At 75.1% G+C, this 14,383-nt stretch carries 8 protein-coding genes; 3 read left to right on the top strand and 5 right to left on the bottom strand.

Annotation, left to right across the window (positions count from 1 at the left end):
- Nucleotides 1–33: 33 nt before the first annotated feature.
- Together FEF34_RS23625 and FEF34_RS23630 are read left to right on the top strand one after the other, a co-directional pair.
- Entirely contained in the window at nucleotides 34–639 is a 606-nt protein-coding gene (locus FEF34_RS23625; protein ID WP_171053062.1) for a TetR/AcrR family transcriptional regulator, read from the top strand.
- A gap of 519 nt (nucleotides 640–1,158) precedes the next feature.
- Nucleotides 1,159–2,904 (top strand): glycosyltransferase, encoded by a 1,746-nt coding sequence (locus FEF34_RS23630; RefSeq protein WP_138054931.1) that lies wholly within the window; start codon nucleotides 1,159–1,161, stop codon nucleotides 2,902–2,904.
- A 299-nt stretch (nucleotides 2,905–3,203) separates the two neighbouring features.
- Here FEF34_RS23630 and FEF34_RS23640 read toward each other — a convergent pair whose 3' ends face one another.
- The 5 genes from FEF34_RS23640 to FEF34_RS23660 all read right to left on the bottom strand — a co-directional run bounded on the left by FEF34_RS23640 (nucleotide 3,204) and on the right by FEF34_RS23660 (nucleotide 12,129).
- A complete protein-coding gene (locus FEF34_RS23640; protein WP_171053063.1) occupies nucleotides 3,204–4,184 on the bottom strand; it encodes a class I SAM-dependent methyltransferase in 981 nt (326 codons plus the stop codon).
- 223 nt (nucleotides 4,185–4,407) lie between these two features.
- The gene (locus FEF34_RS23645) at nucleotides 4,408–5,364 is read right to left on the bottom strand and encodes a carbohydrate ABC transporter permease (RefSeq protein ID WP_138054932.1); all 957 of its coding nucleotides are present in this window, start codon (nucleotides 5,362–5,364) and stop codon (nucleotides 4,408–4,410) included.
- Nucleotides 5,361–6,728: a carbohydrate ABC transporter permease gene (locus tag FEF34_RS23650; RefSeq protein ID WP_138054933.1), complete on the bottom strand. Its 1,368-nt coding sequence runs from the start codon at nucleotides 6,726–6,728 to the stop codon at nucleotides 5,361–5,363. Before FEF34_RS23650 ends, FEF34_RS23645 begins: the two co-directional genes overlap by 4 nt.
- A gap of 7 nt (nucleotides 6,729–6,735) precedes the next feature.
- Complete coding sequence (locus FEF34_RS23655; protein WP_171053064.1) at nucleotides 6,736–8,112, bottom strand: ABC transporter substrate-binding protein; 1,377 nt, start codon at nucleotides 8,110–8,112, stop codon at nucleotides 6,736–6,738.
- A gap of 201 nt (nucleotides 8,113–8,313) precedes the next feature.
- Nucleotides 8,314–12,129, bottom strand: coding sequence for an FtsK/SpoIIIE domain-containing protein (locus tag FEF34_RS23660; protein ID WP_138054934.1), 3,816 nt, complete (start codon nucleotides 12,127–12,129; stop codon nucleotides 8,314–8,316).
- Nucleotides 12,130–12,541: 412 nt separating this feature from the next.
- Here FEF34_RS23660 and FEF34_RS23665 point away from each other — a divergent pair, with 412 nt between their 5' ends.
- Entirely contained in the window at nucleotides 12,542–14,251 is a 1,710-nt protein-coding gene (locus tag FEF34_RS23665) for a serine/threonine-protein kinase (RefSeq protein WP_138054935.1), read from the top strand.
- Nucleotides 14,252–14,383: the final 132 nt, after the last annotated feature.

Genomic DNA, 14,383 nt, shown 5'->3' on the forward strand with positions numbered 1-14,383 from the left:
AACCGTCCCGTCGTCGCGGGTATGCTCCCGGGCATGACCACGGACCCCCGCACCCGACGCGCGCCCGCGGGAGCCGCAGTGCTCCGGGAGGACGTGACCGAGGCGATCCGCGCCGCCGTCTTCGAGGAACTCGCCACGGTCGGCTTCGCCCGGATGTCGATCGAGGGCATCGCCCGCCGGGCGGGCGTCGGCAAGACCGCCGTCTACCGGCGCTGGAAGTCCAAGCTCTCCCTCGTCCTCGACCTGGTCTCGGCCTTCGCCGCGCAGGGCCTCCCCGCCCCGGCGACCGGCTCGCTCTACGGGGACGTCCGCGCGCTCCTCGAGGTGGCCTCGCACGCGCTGCGCCATCCTGTCGCCTCCCGGGTCATCCCGGACCTGCTGGTCGAGGCCGCCCGCAACCCGGAGATCGCCGACACCATCAGGGCCGCCCTGTTCGACAGCCAGCAGGGCGTCGCCGCGGTCGTCGTCCGGGACGCGGTGGCCAGGGGTGAGCTCCCGGAGACGGCCGACGCCGACCGCGCACTGGACCTGATCCTCGGCCCGTTGTACTGGCGGCTCGTGGTCGTGCGCGGCGATCTGCCCAAGGGGTACCTGGACGACCTGGCCGCATCGGTGGTCGCGGCGCTCACCCGCGGCTGACCTGCGGGGGCGGGTTCGGCGCGTCGGGAGCCGGCCGGGTCCGGAGTGTCGAGTACGCGTCCGCCTCGGCCTGTTCGGCGCGGCTGTGGCGTGGTGCGCACGTTTGGGGGCGCGCTCGGCCGCTTGGCGGGTTCGTTCCCGCGTGGGTTGGGCCTGGTGTGTGTGGTGGCTGCCATGGAGCGGTGGTGCGCGGGTGTTGCCTCGGCTTGTTCGGCGTGCTTGTGGGGTGGTGCGCACGTTTGAGGGCGCGCTCGGCCGCTTGGCGGGTTCGTTCCCGCGTGGGTTGGGCCTGGTGTGTGTGGCGGCTGCCACGGAGCGGTGGTGCGCGGGTGCGGCCTCGGCGCGCGACGGCGCGCCCGGCTCAGCGCCTGCGGGGAGCTCGCGTTCATCACCCCGCCGCGCGCCGGAGCACGCGCTCCACCGGGTGGGTGATCGGCCCCCCGGCGCGTAGCCCCCGCCGGGAGAGGGTCGTTGCTGTGGCGGCGGGCGCGGAGTGCCCGCGGGTGTGGAGGACGCGCCATGAGCTCATCGAGCAACGCCGGCATCCCGGCCGTTCCCGAAGACCCGGACGGTACGGATGCACCCGACGTCACCGTCGTCGTCGCGGTCCGCGAGGCAGACCGTCGGGGTATCGGCCGGTGTCTGGAATCCCTCGCGGGCCAGACCATCGATGCGACCCGGATCGAGGTACTGGTCGCGGACGGGGCGCCGCGCCCCACGGAAGGTGGGCCACGGCCGTCGCCGACCTGCGTGCGCCGGTTGCCGGGGGACGTCGAGCCCGGTTCGCCGGCGGACGGTGTGCACTGGTTGCCGGCGGCGGAGCCGCCGCAGGACGCACCCCCGGCTCCGTCCTCGTCACGGCCGTCCTCGTCACGGCCGTCGGCGTCGCCGTACGGCGGAGGGCCGACGCCGTCGAGCGGTCGGCTCCGGGCACCCTCCGACGCCACCCGGTCGCGGGCGGAACCCCTCAGCGTCGAGCGCACCGGCACGCTCAACCAGGCCCTGGCACGCGCCCGCGGCCGATATCTGTTCTTCCTCGACGCGGGCGAACTCCTCGGCCGGGAAGCCCTCTCCAGGCTGGTCGACGCGGCGGACGACCACGGAGCCGACGTCGTCTGCGCCAGGGTCGCGGGCTCGGGCTCGGGCTCGGGAGTATTCGCCCGTACCCGGCACCGCGTCCCCCTCGACGAGCCCGGGCTGCCGTGGGAGCTGTCCACTGCCAAGTTGTTCCGCCGGGAGCCGCTGCTGCGCCACGGGCTGCGGTTCGCCGAGGACGTGCCGGCCGGTCTCGCCGAGCAGGCGTTCACCCTCGAAGCGCTCTTCCGGTCGCGCGGCGTCGCCGTGCTGGCCGACTACGACTTCCGCTTCGCCGGTGTCCCCGGCCCGCGCCCCGGCCGCCGCCCCGGTCCTGAGGGGAGCAACTCCCAGGTGGCCCTGACCGCCGCCGCCGGGGAACCGGGCGGCCTGGAGGACCTGCTGCGCGGGACGGCCGCGGCGATGGCCGTCACCGCGCGCTTCACCGGGCCAGGCCCCCTCGGCGACGGCTTCCACCTGCGGCACTTCGCCCACGAGGGCGAGGTGCTGACCGGTCCCGCCCTCCTCAAGGCGCCGGAACCGGTGCGCCGCCGGGTGTTCGCCGGGGTCCGCCGGCTGGTCGCCGACCATCTCGGGGACGCGGTGCTGGCCGGGCTGCGGCCGGGACTCCGGCTCCGGCTCTCGTACGTGCGCGCCGGTGACGAGGCCGGGCTGCTCTCGGTGCTCCGCTACGAAGCGGCGCACGGCGTACCACCCCTGCGCACCGACCTCGTCTCCGCGGACTGGCGGCGCACCGGCACCGCCCGTCACACCCTCGTCGTCACCGCCCGTACTCCGCTGCCGCACCTCGGGGCCCTCGGCGTGCGCCCGGTCCGGCTCACCGGCAGCCCGGAGGCCGGCCGCATCCTGTTGCGGGCGGCCTCCGACGGAGCCGGTACGGAGATCGAGGTGCGGATCCCCGCCGAGGCTTTCCCGCCGGGCCTTACCCGGATCGGGCTGAGCACGGTGCTGCCGGGAACCGGGCACATGGCCGCCGTGGCGCCCGGAACCGCGGCCCGGCAGGCCCATGGTCTGCGGGGGTTGCGTCCGTACCGGCTGGACGTGTGCCCCGACGGCGCCGACGGACTCGTGGTCACCGTGGTCCCGGTCGGACCGCGCCGCGCCGGGCGCTCCCAGGAGTCGCCGTTCCGCCTCGTCGGCCGGTCTCCCGGGCCTGCGCGATACTCCTGACGCCTCCGGGCGCCGTCGCTCCGCCGCGCCGGCTCCCGATACCGCTCCCGTTCCGACGTTCCGACGCCGGAAGCGGTCCGGACGTCCGGGAGGCGGCGCGGCCGCTCGGCCGAGCCGTCCGGCACCGGCCGCTACGCGCCCCGGCCCACGTCCCGGGCTGGCTACGTGCTCCGGCGGAAGGTCCGCACCAGCGCGCGGGTCAGCAGTGGCGGAAGCAGGTCGCGGACCAGCCTGCGGACGCGCGGCGTCCCGGTCCGGCGGTGCGGCGGAGCGGGTGCCGGGCCCGCGGCCGGGGCTGGCTACGTGCTCCGGCGGAAGGTCCGCACCAGCGCGCGGGTCAGCAGTGGCGGAAGCAGGTCGCGGACCAGCCTGCGGACGCGCGGCGTCCCGGTCCGGCGGTGCGGCGGAGCGGGTGCCGGGCCCGCGGCCGGGGCGGGCGCCGAGCGGTCCGCCCCCGCGCCGTCGGTGACCGGCTCCGCCCTGTGGCGCGAGCGCGGGTGCTCCGGGGCCTCGGCCCTGCGGCCGTCGATGCGGATCAGCGGAGCGCCGGCGACCTCCTCGACCCCGTGCCACAGGTCCGTACGGGTCCGCAGCCAGCCGAGCAGTTCCGCGCGTACCCGCGCGGGGTCTCCCCAGGTGCCGTACAGCTTGGTCCCGGTGATGCACAGCGGTGTGAGCCCGGCGGTCGCCACCGCACCCCAGACGGCGGCGGCGACCCCGGGACAGTGCTCGGCCCGGAAGTCGTCGAAGACGACGACGCCCTCGGGGGTGAGGAGCCGTTCGGCGGCCCGGATGTCGCCGTGGACGTGCTCGTACAGGTGTGAGGCGTCGATGTGGACGAAGCGGCAGCCGGCCGCGCGGACCCGGGAGGTGATCACCGAGGTCGGTGCCTGGACGAGGTGCGGCAGCTCGTCGTGGAAGGACAGGTAGTTGGCCTCGAAGGCGCGACGGGTGAGCGTGGCGTACGAGCGGTCCATCTCGGCGCTGTTGGACGCGTCCGGCGCCGGAGAGTCCCAGAGGTCGCAGACCGTGAACTCCTCGCCGGGCCGCAGGTACGAACCCATGAAGATCGCGCTCTTGCCCAGGTAGGCCCCGAGCTCCAGCAGATCGCCCGCGTGCCCGTGGTCCCGCTGATGGCCCAGGAACCAGTCGAACAGCAGCTGGTCGACCGGCCGGAACCACCCCTTCACATCGTCGAGCCGGGCGGGCCGGGGCAGTTCGTCCCCGCCGGGCGTCGTGGACCGGTCGGGGAACTGCACCTGTGCGCTCGTCTGGGACATGAATGTCTTCTCTCTCGGAACGACGAAGGCTGCCACCCCGGTCCTAGTGCCCGAAGGTGTCGGGGCGTTGGCCGGCAGATGTGGAGCGGGTGGGGCACGGATGTGGGGCGGGCGGCTCGCGCACCCGGGCCCGCACACCCGGTCGATACGGCGACCGTGCGTGCGGGCCCGTGGGGTGGATCCCGTTGTGCGCCGTTCTGTACCACCCCGGGGTGCGGTGCCGTCACTTCACCGCGCCCGCCATCACCCCGGAGACGAACTGGCGCTGGAAGGCGAAGAACACCGCGAGCGGGATGAGCATCGACACGAACGCCCCCGGCGCCAGGACGTCGATGTTGTTGCCGAACTGCCGTACCTGCTGCTGGAGCGCCACCGTGATCGGCGGCGACTCGGAGTCGGCGAAGATCAGCGCGACCAGCATGTCGTTCCACACCCAGAGGAACTGGAAGATGCCCAGCGACGCGATCGCCGGCCCGCCGAGCGGCAGGACGACCCGGGTGAACAGCCGGATCTCGCCGGCGCCGTCCAGCCGCGCCGCCTCCAGCAGCTCCCTGGGGATCTCCGCGAAGAAGTTCCTCAGCAGGAAGATCGCGAAAGGGAGTCCGAAGGCGACGTGGAAGAGCACCACACCCGTCGTCGTCTCGAAGATGCCGATCGTGCCGAACAGCTTCGACACGGGCACGAGCGCCACCTGCACGGGGACGACGAGCAGCCCGACCACGGCGAGGAACCACCAGTCGCGTCCCGGGAAGTCCATCCAGGCGAACGCGTATCCGGCGAGCGACCCGATCACCACCACCAGCACCGTCGCGGGCACGGTGATCGCGATCGTGGAGAGCAGTGAGTCGGTGATGGTCTCGTTCCGCAGCAACCGCGCGTAGTTCTCGGTGGTCAGCTGCGCCGGCGCCGTGAACACCTCCCACCAGCCGCTCGCGCTGATGTCGGCGGGCGAACGCAGCGAGGAGAGCAGCAGTCCCACGGTCGGCAGCAGCCAGAGCAGACCCACCAGGACGAGGACGACCCGCAGCACCCCGCCGCCTGTGCGGGCGGCGATGCGCGAGGCGAGCGACGGCCTGGACCGGACGGGGCCGGTACCGGCGCCGGGGCCGGAGGACGCGGCGGGACCGGCGCTGACGGAGGTGCCCGCGCTGTCGGTGCGCGTCGGCCTGTCGGTGCTCATCGGCGCGTCTCCCTTCGGATCCGGCGGATGTTGAAGGCCATCACCGGGATCACCAGCAGCAGGAGCAGTACGGCGATGGCGCTGCCGACGCCCAGGTGCGCGTCCGTGCCGAACGACGAGCGGTACAGCTGGAGCGCCAGTACGTTGGCGTCGTCCTGCGCCGAGCCGGGCGCGATGATGAACACCAGGTCGAAGATCTTCAGCACGTTGATCATCAGGGTGACCATGACGACGGCCAGGACCGGTGCGAGCAGCGGGACGGTCACCCGCCGGAAGACCTGCCACTCGTTGGCGCCGTCCACCCGTGCCGCCTCCAGGAGTTCACGGGGTACCGCGGCCAGCCCCGCGGCGATCAGCACCATGGCGAAGCCCGCCCACATCCAGAGGTAGCTGCCGATGATGGCCGGGGTGACGAGGGAGGGGCCCAGCCAGTCCACGCCGTTGTACGGCTCCCGGAAGTTGCTCCCGGGCAGCCGGAGGACCGCGCCGTCCGCCTTCTCCGGCAGCGAGAACGTACCGTCGGCCGCCGCGGACGCGGTGGCGACGACCCGGCCGTCCTTGACCGCCTCGATCGCGATGCCCTTCAGGCCCGGTTCCCCGGCGTCGACGGCGTTCACCGTGCCGCCGCCGCCCCGGGTGAAGTCGAGCCAGGCGGTTCCGGTGATCCGGCCGTCGGCCGCGGCGGGTGCCGTCCTCGCGGGCCGGGCGTCGGACGGCATCCGGTCGGCCGGGACGCCGACCAGCGGCAACCGCACCGGAGTGCCCGCGCGGACCGGCTGCTCGGTGACGAACGCCCCGCCCCCGGCGGGCTTCAGCGCGTGGTCGGGTCTCGGGCGGGCCTTGGGGAAGCTCGCCGACTCGGCGAAGGTGTCGTGCACGCCCACCCACACCGCGTTGGCGACACCGCGCTCCGGGTCCTGCTCGTACACCAGCCGGAAGATGATGCCCGCGGCGAGCATCGAGATCGCCATCGGCATGAAGACGACGAGCTTGAACGCCGTGCCCCAGCGGACCCGCTCGGTCAGCACCGCGAACATCAGACCGAGGGCCGTCGCCACGGTCGGCGCCACGACCACCCAGATCGCGTTGTTCTCGACGGCGGTGAGGATGGTGTCGTCGGTGAAGATCTCGACGTAGTTGCCGAGACCGGCGAAGCCGTCGCCGGACCGGTCGAAGAAGGACCGGTACGCCGAGTACCCGATCGGGTAGACCACGAGCGCGCCGAGCAGCACCAGCGCGGGCAGCAGGAAGCCGGCCGCGACGAGACCCCTGGTGCCGGTCACGCTCCTGCGCACGCCGCCCCCGGCGGCGGAGGGCGCGGCGGAGCCCTCCGCCTTGCCGGCGGACGTCTCGGGGGACGCCATCGCGGCGTCAGTTCCCGTACGCCTTGGCGGCGTCGGCCTCCAGCCGCGCCTGCGTGCCGGCGACGTCCTTCGGGTTCTTCAGGAAGTCCTGGAGGGCCTTCCACTCGCCCTTGCCGGGTGTTCCGCCGAACGACTGCGGCATCTGGTCCGACATGTCGAAACGGAAGTCGTCCCCGGCGGCGATGAGCGCCTTGGCGATCTCCCGCTGCACGTCGTTCGGGTACGCGGCGACGTCCAGGGACTTGTTCGGCGAGATGAAGCCGCCGGCCCCGGCCCAGATCCGCGCCGCGTCGGGGGATGCCAGGAACGTCAGCAGGGCCTGGGCGCCCTTGGTGTCCTTCAGCGCCACCGCCGCGTCACCGCCGGTCACCACCGGGGCCCGGTCGCCGACCGCCGGGAACGGGAACACCTTGGCGTCCGTACCGATCTCCGCCTCGGTCTGCGCGATGTTGACGGTCACGAAGTCGCCCTCGAAGACCATCGCGCCCTTGGGCTGGTCGCCGCCGGTGAAGGTCTGGGTGACCGACTTGGGGAACTCGGTCTGCAGCGCGCCGCTCGCCCCGCCCGCGATCAGCCCCGGCTTGCCGAACAACTCACCGAGGGTCGTCAGGGCCTGTGCGACGGACGGGTCGGTCCACTTGATCTCGTGCCTGGCCAGCTGGTCGTACTTCTCCGGTCCGGCCTGGGAGAGGTACACGTTCTCGAACCAGTCGGTGAGCGTCCAGCCGTCCGCACCGCCCACCGAGACCGGGGTGACGCCGGACGCGGAGATCGTCTCGGCCGTCGTCAGGAATTCCTTCCAGCTCTTCGGCACGGAGGCGCCGGCGTTCTCGAAGACCGCGTTGTTGTACCAGACCAGCGACTTGTTGGCGGCCTTGAAGTACACGCCGTACGGAGTGCCGTCCACGGAACCGAGGTCCTGCCAGCCCTTGGCGTAGTTCTCGGCGAGCTGCGCCTTGGCCTCCGGTCCCAGGGGCTTGGCCCACTTCTGGTCCACGGCCTGCTTGACGGCGCCGACCTGGGGCAGCATCGCGACGTCCGGCGGGCTGCCACCGGCGATCTTCGTACCGAGGAAGTTCACGATCGGGTCCTGCGCGGGTACGAAGGTGACCGTCGCCCCGGTGCGCTTCTCGAACTCGTCGAGGACCTTCGTGAAGTTCTCCTGCTCCGGCCCCGTCCAGACCGCCGCCACCTCGACCTTCTGGCCGTCCAGCCTCGGCAGCTCGACGGTCGCCGAGGACTCGGAGCCCGGGGTCGCGTCCGCGCCCCCGTCGCCGTCCTCGCCGCCGCAGCCGGCCAGGGTGAGTGCGCCCAGTGCGGCCAGGGCCACCACGGCGGAGCTGCGAGTCGTCCGAGCCGTACGAGCTGTGCGAGTTGTGCGCATCACTGCCCCGTCTCTCCCGCGCCTGCGAAGGGGCGCAGCTGTGACGCAGGCCACGCCCGTTCCGTCCGTGCGGTCAGGTCTACGCCCGGGGGAGGGACGAGGCAATACCGCATCCGCCGTCAACTGGGTGATCGTGATGGGCTCGTGACGTGCTGTCAGCGTCCCTGCGACGTCCCGCTCCCCGCCGCCTCGGCTCCGGTGTCAGGGGCGGGCGGATGTCAGCGGCGGGACCGGCGCGGCGTCGACGGAGCGGGCCGCACGGTCCAGGGCGCTGGCGAGCAGGGCCAGGTCCGTGGGGCCGTTGCCCAGCTCGCGCACGGGCCGGCGAGCCGGCGGGTCGCCCATCCGCTCCCAGGCCAGCTCCACGACCGTGGGCCGCAGGGTCGCCGTCCGGGGGATACGGCCCGTCACACGACCGCTCTGGAACGGCGTCACCCGTCCGTCCGGGTGTCCGAGCGTGCCGCGCCCGGGTGCGGGGTACTCCGGGCCAGGCGCCGAGGGCGGCGTGTCCAGCACCACCCTCAGCCGGGTGCTGCGGGCGAGCTCCGTGTCCGCCGTGCGGTCGGGGCGGGCGGACGTCGCGACCAGATGGACGCCGAGGCGCTGCCCGTCGCGGGCCACCGCCTCCAGCGCCCTGACGACGGAGCCCGCCGCGGGGCGGCCCGGACTACCGAGCGCGGGGGCGACGAGGGCGTCGTAGTCGTCGACGAGGACGACGAGGCGGGGCAGCGGCCGGGGTGCCCCCGTGCCCGTGGCGTCGGTCCTCGCCCGGCCGCCGGCCGGGCGGAGCCTGAGCGTGCCGCTGGGTGGCGGGTCCAGATCGCCGCGCGCGTCGGCACGGGGCCCGGACCGGCTCTCCGGGCGGGACTCCGCGACGCTGGGCGGGCGCTGGCCGACCAGCGGCTCGGAGACTTCGCGGCGCGTGTGCCACTCCTCGAACGCCTCCCGGCCCAGCAGCTCCGCACGCCGCTTGAGCTCCGCGCCGAGCGCCTGGGCGAAGGCACGCATCCGCAGGGGGTCGGAGGCGACCAGGTGCTCGGTGACGTGGGGGAGGTCGGTCAGAGCCGCCATGCCCTCACCGCGCTCGCCTCCCGCGCCGTCCACGAGCAGCAGCCCGAGCCGGTCCGGACGGCCGCCGGCCGCCAGCGAGGCGGCGATCGCGCGGAGCAGTTCCGTACGGCCGCTGCCCGCCGGCCCCTCGATGATCAGGTGCGGGGCCTCCGAGGTGAGGTCGACGGCGACCGGTCCCCCGGGGCCGGCGCCCAGCACGGCGGTACCGGGAGTGGCCGACGCCCAGCGGGCCATCAGCGACGCCGGGGTGGCCCGGGCGAGACCCAGCTCGTCCAGCAGCCGCGCCGACCTCGGCAGCGGGGCCGCCACCGCCCGGCCGTGCGCCGGGGCCTCCCCGTCGGCCAGCAGCGGGGCCAGGGCACGGCCGAACCGCTCGGCCCACGCCGCCGAGACCGCGTCCACCACCCCGACCGTGCCGTGGCCCGCCGGTTGCCCCCCGGCCGTACGCAGCAGCCGCAGCGCCGTCGCCACGTCGCCGCTGAGCAGTCCGGCGGCGCCGCACTCCCGGAAGGCCGGAGAGGCGGCGCAGGCCTCCTCGTACGTCGCCGCCACCGGGGAGAGCGGGGAGGCGGGCGGGGTCTCGGCGAGGCAGACGAGATGGATGCCGGCGGCCGCGCCGCCCCCGGCGAGGCGTGCCGTGGTCTCACGCAGTGCGGCGGAACCAGGGTCGCCGTCGAGTACGACGAGGGTGCGCGGTCCCGTGTGGCGGGCCGCCGCCTGCTCGACCGCCCGGCGGTCCGCGCTCGGCCAGCCGGGACCGAGCGGCCCGTCGTCCAGCCGCCGGGTCAGCTCCGCGGCCCTGGCGGTGGCCTGGTCGCGGTCGTAGGCGAGGAGCAGCCGGCAGTCCTGGCCGTGGCCCGGCCGCAGATGCGGCAGCCAACCGAGCCAGCTCCACGCCTCTCTGCGCTCCTCCAGCGGCCTGGCGCGGTCGGTGCTGATCAGCACGATCTCCAGCTCGGCGGGCGAGTGGAGCGCGGCGGCCTGGGCGATGACGGAACGGACGAGCCCCATGAGCCGGGCCCGCGGCCCGGCGAGCCCCAGGGACCCCGCCTCGCGCAGGCCGACGGTGACGGGCACGGCGGGGGTGTCCGAGCGGTCGGCGGTCCCGAGGCGGACGACGAGGGTCTCGGGATGGCCCGCGTCGCGCTCCCACAGGCGCGGTCCCGGGCCGAGGGCGGTCAGCAGCACGGCGGCGGGATCGGGCCATATCTCGGCGGTGGCCTCCGCGGCGGGGGACAGGCTCCCGCCGCCGCCCGCCTCCCGGGCGCCGGGCTCGTCCCGGGCCCCGGCGAGCCGCCGCGCCCAGGCACCTATCCCGCGTCTGCGCCGCCCGCCGCGCTCGGAGTCCGGGCCCTCCGGACGGCTCCCGGCGGGCCCGAGGCCGTCCACCACTCCCGTGCCGTGCGTGGTGGCTCCGTCGGCGGCGGGCGCCGGCTCGGGGGAGCCGCCGCCCGTCCGGACGCCGTGCAGGTCCCGGCCGTACGCGTCGTCCCGGCCGTACGGGTCCGGGCCACCGGGGACGTCCGCGTTCCGGCGATCGTGCGTCGGGTCCGTGCGGGGTGCCGTGCCGTACGCGGGGCCTGCCGGGGCGGTGCCCCGGGCGCCTGTGGGGTGTCCGTCGTGCCGCGTCGGGTCAGCGCCGTACGGGGCCCGTTCGGAGGCGTCCTCCCCGCCGTACGGGTCCAGGCCGCCGGCGCCGAAGCGGCCGCTCCCGGCGCCGGCCCCGCCGTCCGTGGCCGGACGTCCGCCGTACGGAGAATCGCCGGCGCGCCCGGTGCCGGGGACGCCGGCGTCGGCGGTGCCCGGGGCCGCGGCGGCGTCCGGCGTGTGCCCGCCCGGCGCTCCGGTCCGGCCCTGCCGTGCGTCGCCGCTGTCCGGTTCGTCCGGACGGTTGACGCGGTCCGCGTACGCGGACGGCGAGGCGCCCGCGGGACGGCGTCCGCCCGGCGCGTTACCGTGCGGGTCCGGTATGCCCGGTCGCCCTCCGGCGTCGCGGTGATCGCCCCGGACCCCGGCGGTGGACGCCGGCCCCCGTCCGTCCGCCCGCCCCTGGGACGGGACGTCGTCGCGCCGGAGCGTGGCCGATGCCGATGCCGTGCCGGGAGCCGCCGACGGCTGCTCTCCCGCCTCGCGGGCACGGGCCCAGGACGGGACCCGGTCCGCGCGGTCGGCGTCCGGGGCGGGACCCGGCACGGGACGCCGCACCCGCAGGTGGCCCTCGCCGTCCGGTGCGGTGACCGGACGGACTTCGTGGGCCGGGGAGCCCGAAGCCGACGGGCCGGTGCCCGAGGCCGACGGGCCGGAACCAGGAACCGACGGGCCGGAACCGGAGTCCGGGGAAGCCTGCGCGGCCGCCAGCCGGAGAGTGGACTCGCCGATGCGCAGCAGCGCCCCGGGGCCCAGCCGGACCGGCCGCCGTCCGACCGCAGTGCCGTCCAGCGTCGTGCCGTTGGTGGAGCCGAGGTCCGCGACCGTGACGCCGCCGTCCTCCGCGACCGTGACCTCGCAGTGCAACCGCGAGACGTCCGGGTCGTCCAGCGGTACGTCCGCCTCCGCGGCGCGCCCGATCCGGATGCGGCCCTCGTGCAGCAGATGGACCCCGCCCGCGTCCGGCCCCGCGATCACATGGAGCTGCGTCCGCGCCGCCGCGCCCTCGTGGTCGGCCGCCTCGTCCTCGGCGGGCGCCTGGAGGGACAGCACCGCCCCGTCGACGAGCGGCGGCTCGCCGAGCGCGCACCGCTGGGCGTCCAGCCGCTCCCGGCCCGCGTAGAGCACGACCGTCCCGGACGACGGCGCCTCCGGCCCCGACACGGCCGCGGCCAGCGCCGAGGCGACCGCCGCCAGCGCCGTGCCCGCCGGGGCCGTGACGAGCACGTCGCACGCGCGCGCGGCGCCCTGCGAGGACTGGCCGCTGCGCGGCGCGAGGACGGTCAGCCGGATCTGCATCGCCGTCGGCGGTCCCTTCTGCGCGGGGTGCCCGGCAGGGGAGCCGCCCTGTGATTCCCCCCACCCGGCAGGTCGGCACGGACGGGGGCTCTCCCGACCCCACGGCTCCGTGCTGGAGGCATCCTCGCATCCGTCGCGGACAACGCGCCCGGGGCCCACCCGTAAGTGATCTTGATTGGTCGGCTCTGGGCCCAAAAGTGCCTGGTTGGGATCGTCTCTGCCGTCCGGCGCACGGCCGTTCGGCAACCATCGGGGCGTTCCGGACGTCTTAACCGCCAATCCGCTGATCACTCCGGTGACCCGATCGGCGGCACTACAGTGGGTCGGACACCCGGACGGAGCCGACCATGGACCGGGGAAGCGGAACCACGAGGAACGACGTTCCACCGACGACCAGCAGGGAGCGCATGACGTGCGGCCGGTAGGGAGCAAATACCTGCTCGAGGAGCCGCTCGGCCGCGGCGCCACGGGCACCGTCTGGCGAGCCCGCCAGCGTGAGACCGCGGGCGCCGAGGCGGCCGTGCCCGGCCAGCCCGGCGAGACCGTCGCGATCAAGGTCCTCAAGGAGGAGCTCGCGAACGACGCGGACGTCGTGATGCGCTTCCTGCGCGAGCGGTCCGTCCTGCTCCGGCTGACGCACCCGAACATCGTGCGCACCCGCGACCTGGTCGTGGAGGGCGACGTCCTGGCCCTGGTCATGGATCTCGTCGACGGTCCGGACCTGTACCGCTACATCCGCGACAACGGGCCGCTCAGCCCGGTCGCGGCCGCCCTGCTCACCGCCCAGATCGCGGACGCGCTCGCCTCCAGCCACGACGACGGCGTGGTCCACCGCGACCTCAAGCCGGCCAACGTGCTGCTCGCGGAGCAGGGCGGCGAGATGCACCCGATGCTCACCGACTTCGGGATCGCGCGCCTCGCCGACTCCCCTGGCCTTACCCGTACGCACGAGTTCGTCGGCACTCCCGCGTACGTCGCGCCCGAGTCGGCCGAGGGCCGCCCGCAGACGTCCGCCGTGGACGTCTACGGCGCCGGGATCATGCTGTACGAGCTGGTCACCGGCCGTCCGCCGTTCGCCGGGGGCACCGCACTCGAGGTGCTCCACCGCCACCTCAGCGAGGAGCCCCGGCGCCCCTCCACCGTCCCCGGCCCGCTGTGGACGGTCATCGAGCGCTGTCTGCGCAAGGAGCCGGGCGAGCGGCCGAGCGCCGAGAGCCTGGCCCGGGGGCTCCGGGTCGTCGCCGCCGGTATCGGAGTGCACTCCACTCCCGCGCAGATCGAGGCGGCGGAGGGCGTCGGCGCCCTGCTCGCGCCCGATCCGTCGCCGGCCACCGTCCCCGGGATGCCGGGCGCGGCCGACCCCACCCAGGTGCTGCCGAACAACGCCGCCTCCTACCGCCCGGGCGGCGACGGATCGCACGACCCGAACGCCGCGACCAGCGTGCTGCCGCAGTCGGGCCCGGCCGGTGCCGCGGACCCGACCAGCGTGCTGCCGCGCGGCGCGGCGGGGGACCCGACCGCGATGATGCCCCCCGTGCCCTCGCGCCCCGACGGCCCGCCGCAGTCCGACGGACCGCACCCCTGGCAGTCCCAGCTGCAGGCCGCCCGGGACCGCAACGAGCAGACCCAGGTCCAGTACCTCGACCCGAGCCAGGACCCCCTGCGCCGCCGCCCGCAGCGCCGCCCGGCACCGCAGCAGCAACAGCCCTACCGGCAGCAGCAGCCTCAGCCCTACCAGCAGCAGGGCCGGCGGCAGCCGCAGCCGTACGCCCCGCCGCAACAGCAGTACGCGCCGCAGCCCCAGCGCAGGAGCGCGCCGCCGCAGCAGCCGCCGGCCCAGCGTCCGCCGCGCGAGCCGCGCCCGCCCCGGCAGCGGAGCGCCAGTCCGATGCGCATCCCCGGTCTCGGCTGCCTCAAGGGCTGCCTGTTCACGCTGGTCCTGTTCTTCGTGGCGGGCTGGCTGATCTGGGAGCTGACGCCGCTCCAGGACTGGATCGCCCAGGGCAAGAGCTACTGGGAGGCCATCGGTGACGCCGTGTCGGGCGTGTCGGACTGGATCTCGGAGCTCGGTAGCAGCACGTCCGGCCCCGGAACCGGAACCGGAACCGGCGCGGGCCAGTAGGACCCCGCACGCGACCGCTCTGTCGTTATGTCGACTTCTGTGAGGGAAAAAGCCCCGCAGAAGTGACGGTTGGCGCCATCCGGGGCACGAGGCACCCCGACACCCGCGTAGTTTGATGGGCAACGCCAGCCG

Source organism: Streptomyces marianii (assembly GCF_005795905.1).
Classification (GTDB): Bacteria; Actinomycetota; Actinomycetes; order Streptomycetales; family Streptomycetaceae; genus Streptomyces; species Streptomyces marianii.

Excerpts from the sequence above, each read along its gene's own strand:
- FEF34_RS23640 (WP_171053063.1), bottom strand. The coding sequence starts at position 4,184 with ATGTCCCAGACGAGCGCACAGGTGCAGTTCCCCGACCGGTCCACGACG.
- FEF34_RS23655 (WP_171053064.1), bottom strand. The coding sequence starts at position 8,112 with ATGCGCACAACTCGCACAGCTCGTACGGCTCGGACGACTCGCAGCTCC.
- FEF34_RS23645 (WP_138054932.1), bottom strand. The coding sequence starts at position 5,364 with ATGAGCACCGACAGGCCGACGCGCACCGACAGCGCGGGCACCTCCGTC.
- FEF34_RS23630 (WP_138054931.1), top strand. The coding sequence starts at position 1,159 with ATGAGCTCATCGAGCAACGCCGGCATCCCGGCCGTTCCCGAAGACCCG.
- FEF34_RS23650 (WP_138054933.1), bottom strand. The coding sequence starts at position 6,728 with ATGGCGTCCCCCGAGACGTCCGCCGGCAAGGCGGAGGGCTCCGCCGCG.
- FEF34_RS23625 (WP_171053062.1), top strand. The coding sequence starts at position 34 with ATGACCACGGACCCCCGCACCCGACGCGCGCCCGCGGGAGCCGCAGTG.
- FEF34_RS23660 (WP_138054934.1), bottom strand. The coding sequence starts at position 12,129 with ATGCAGATCCGGCTGACCGTCCTCGCGCCGCGCAGCGGCCAGTCCTCG.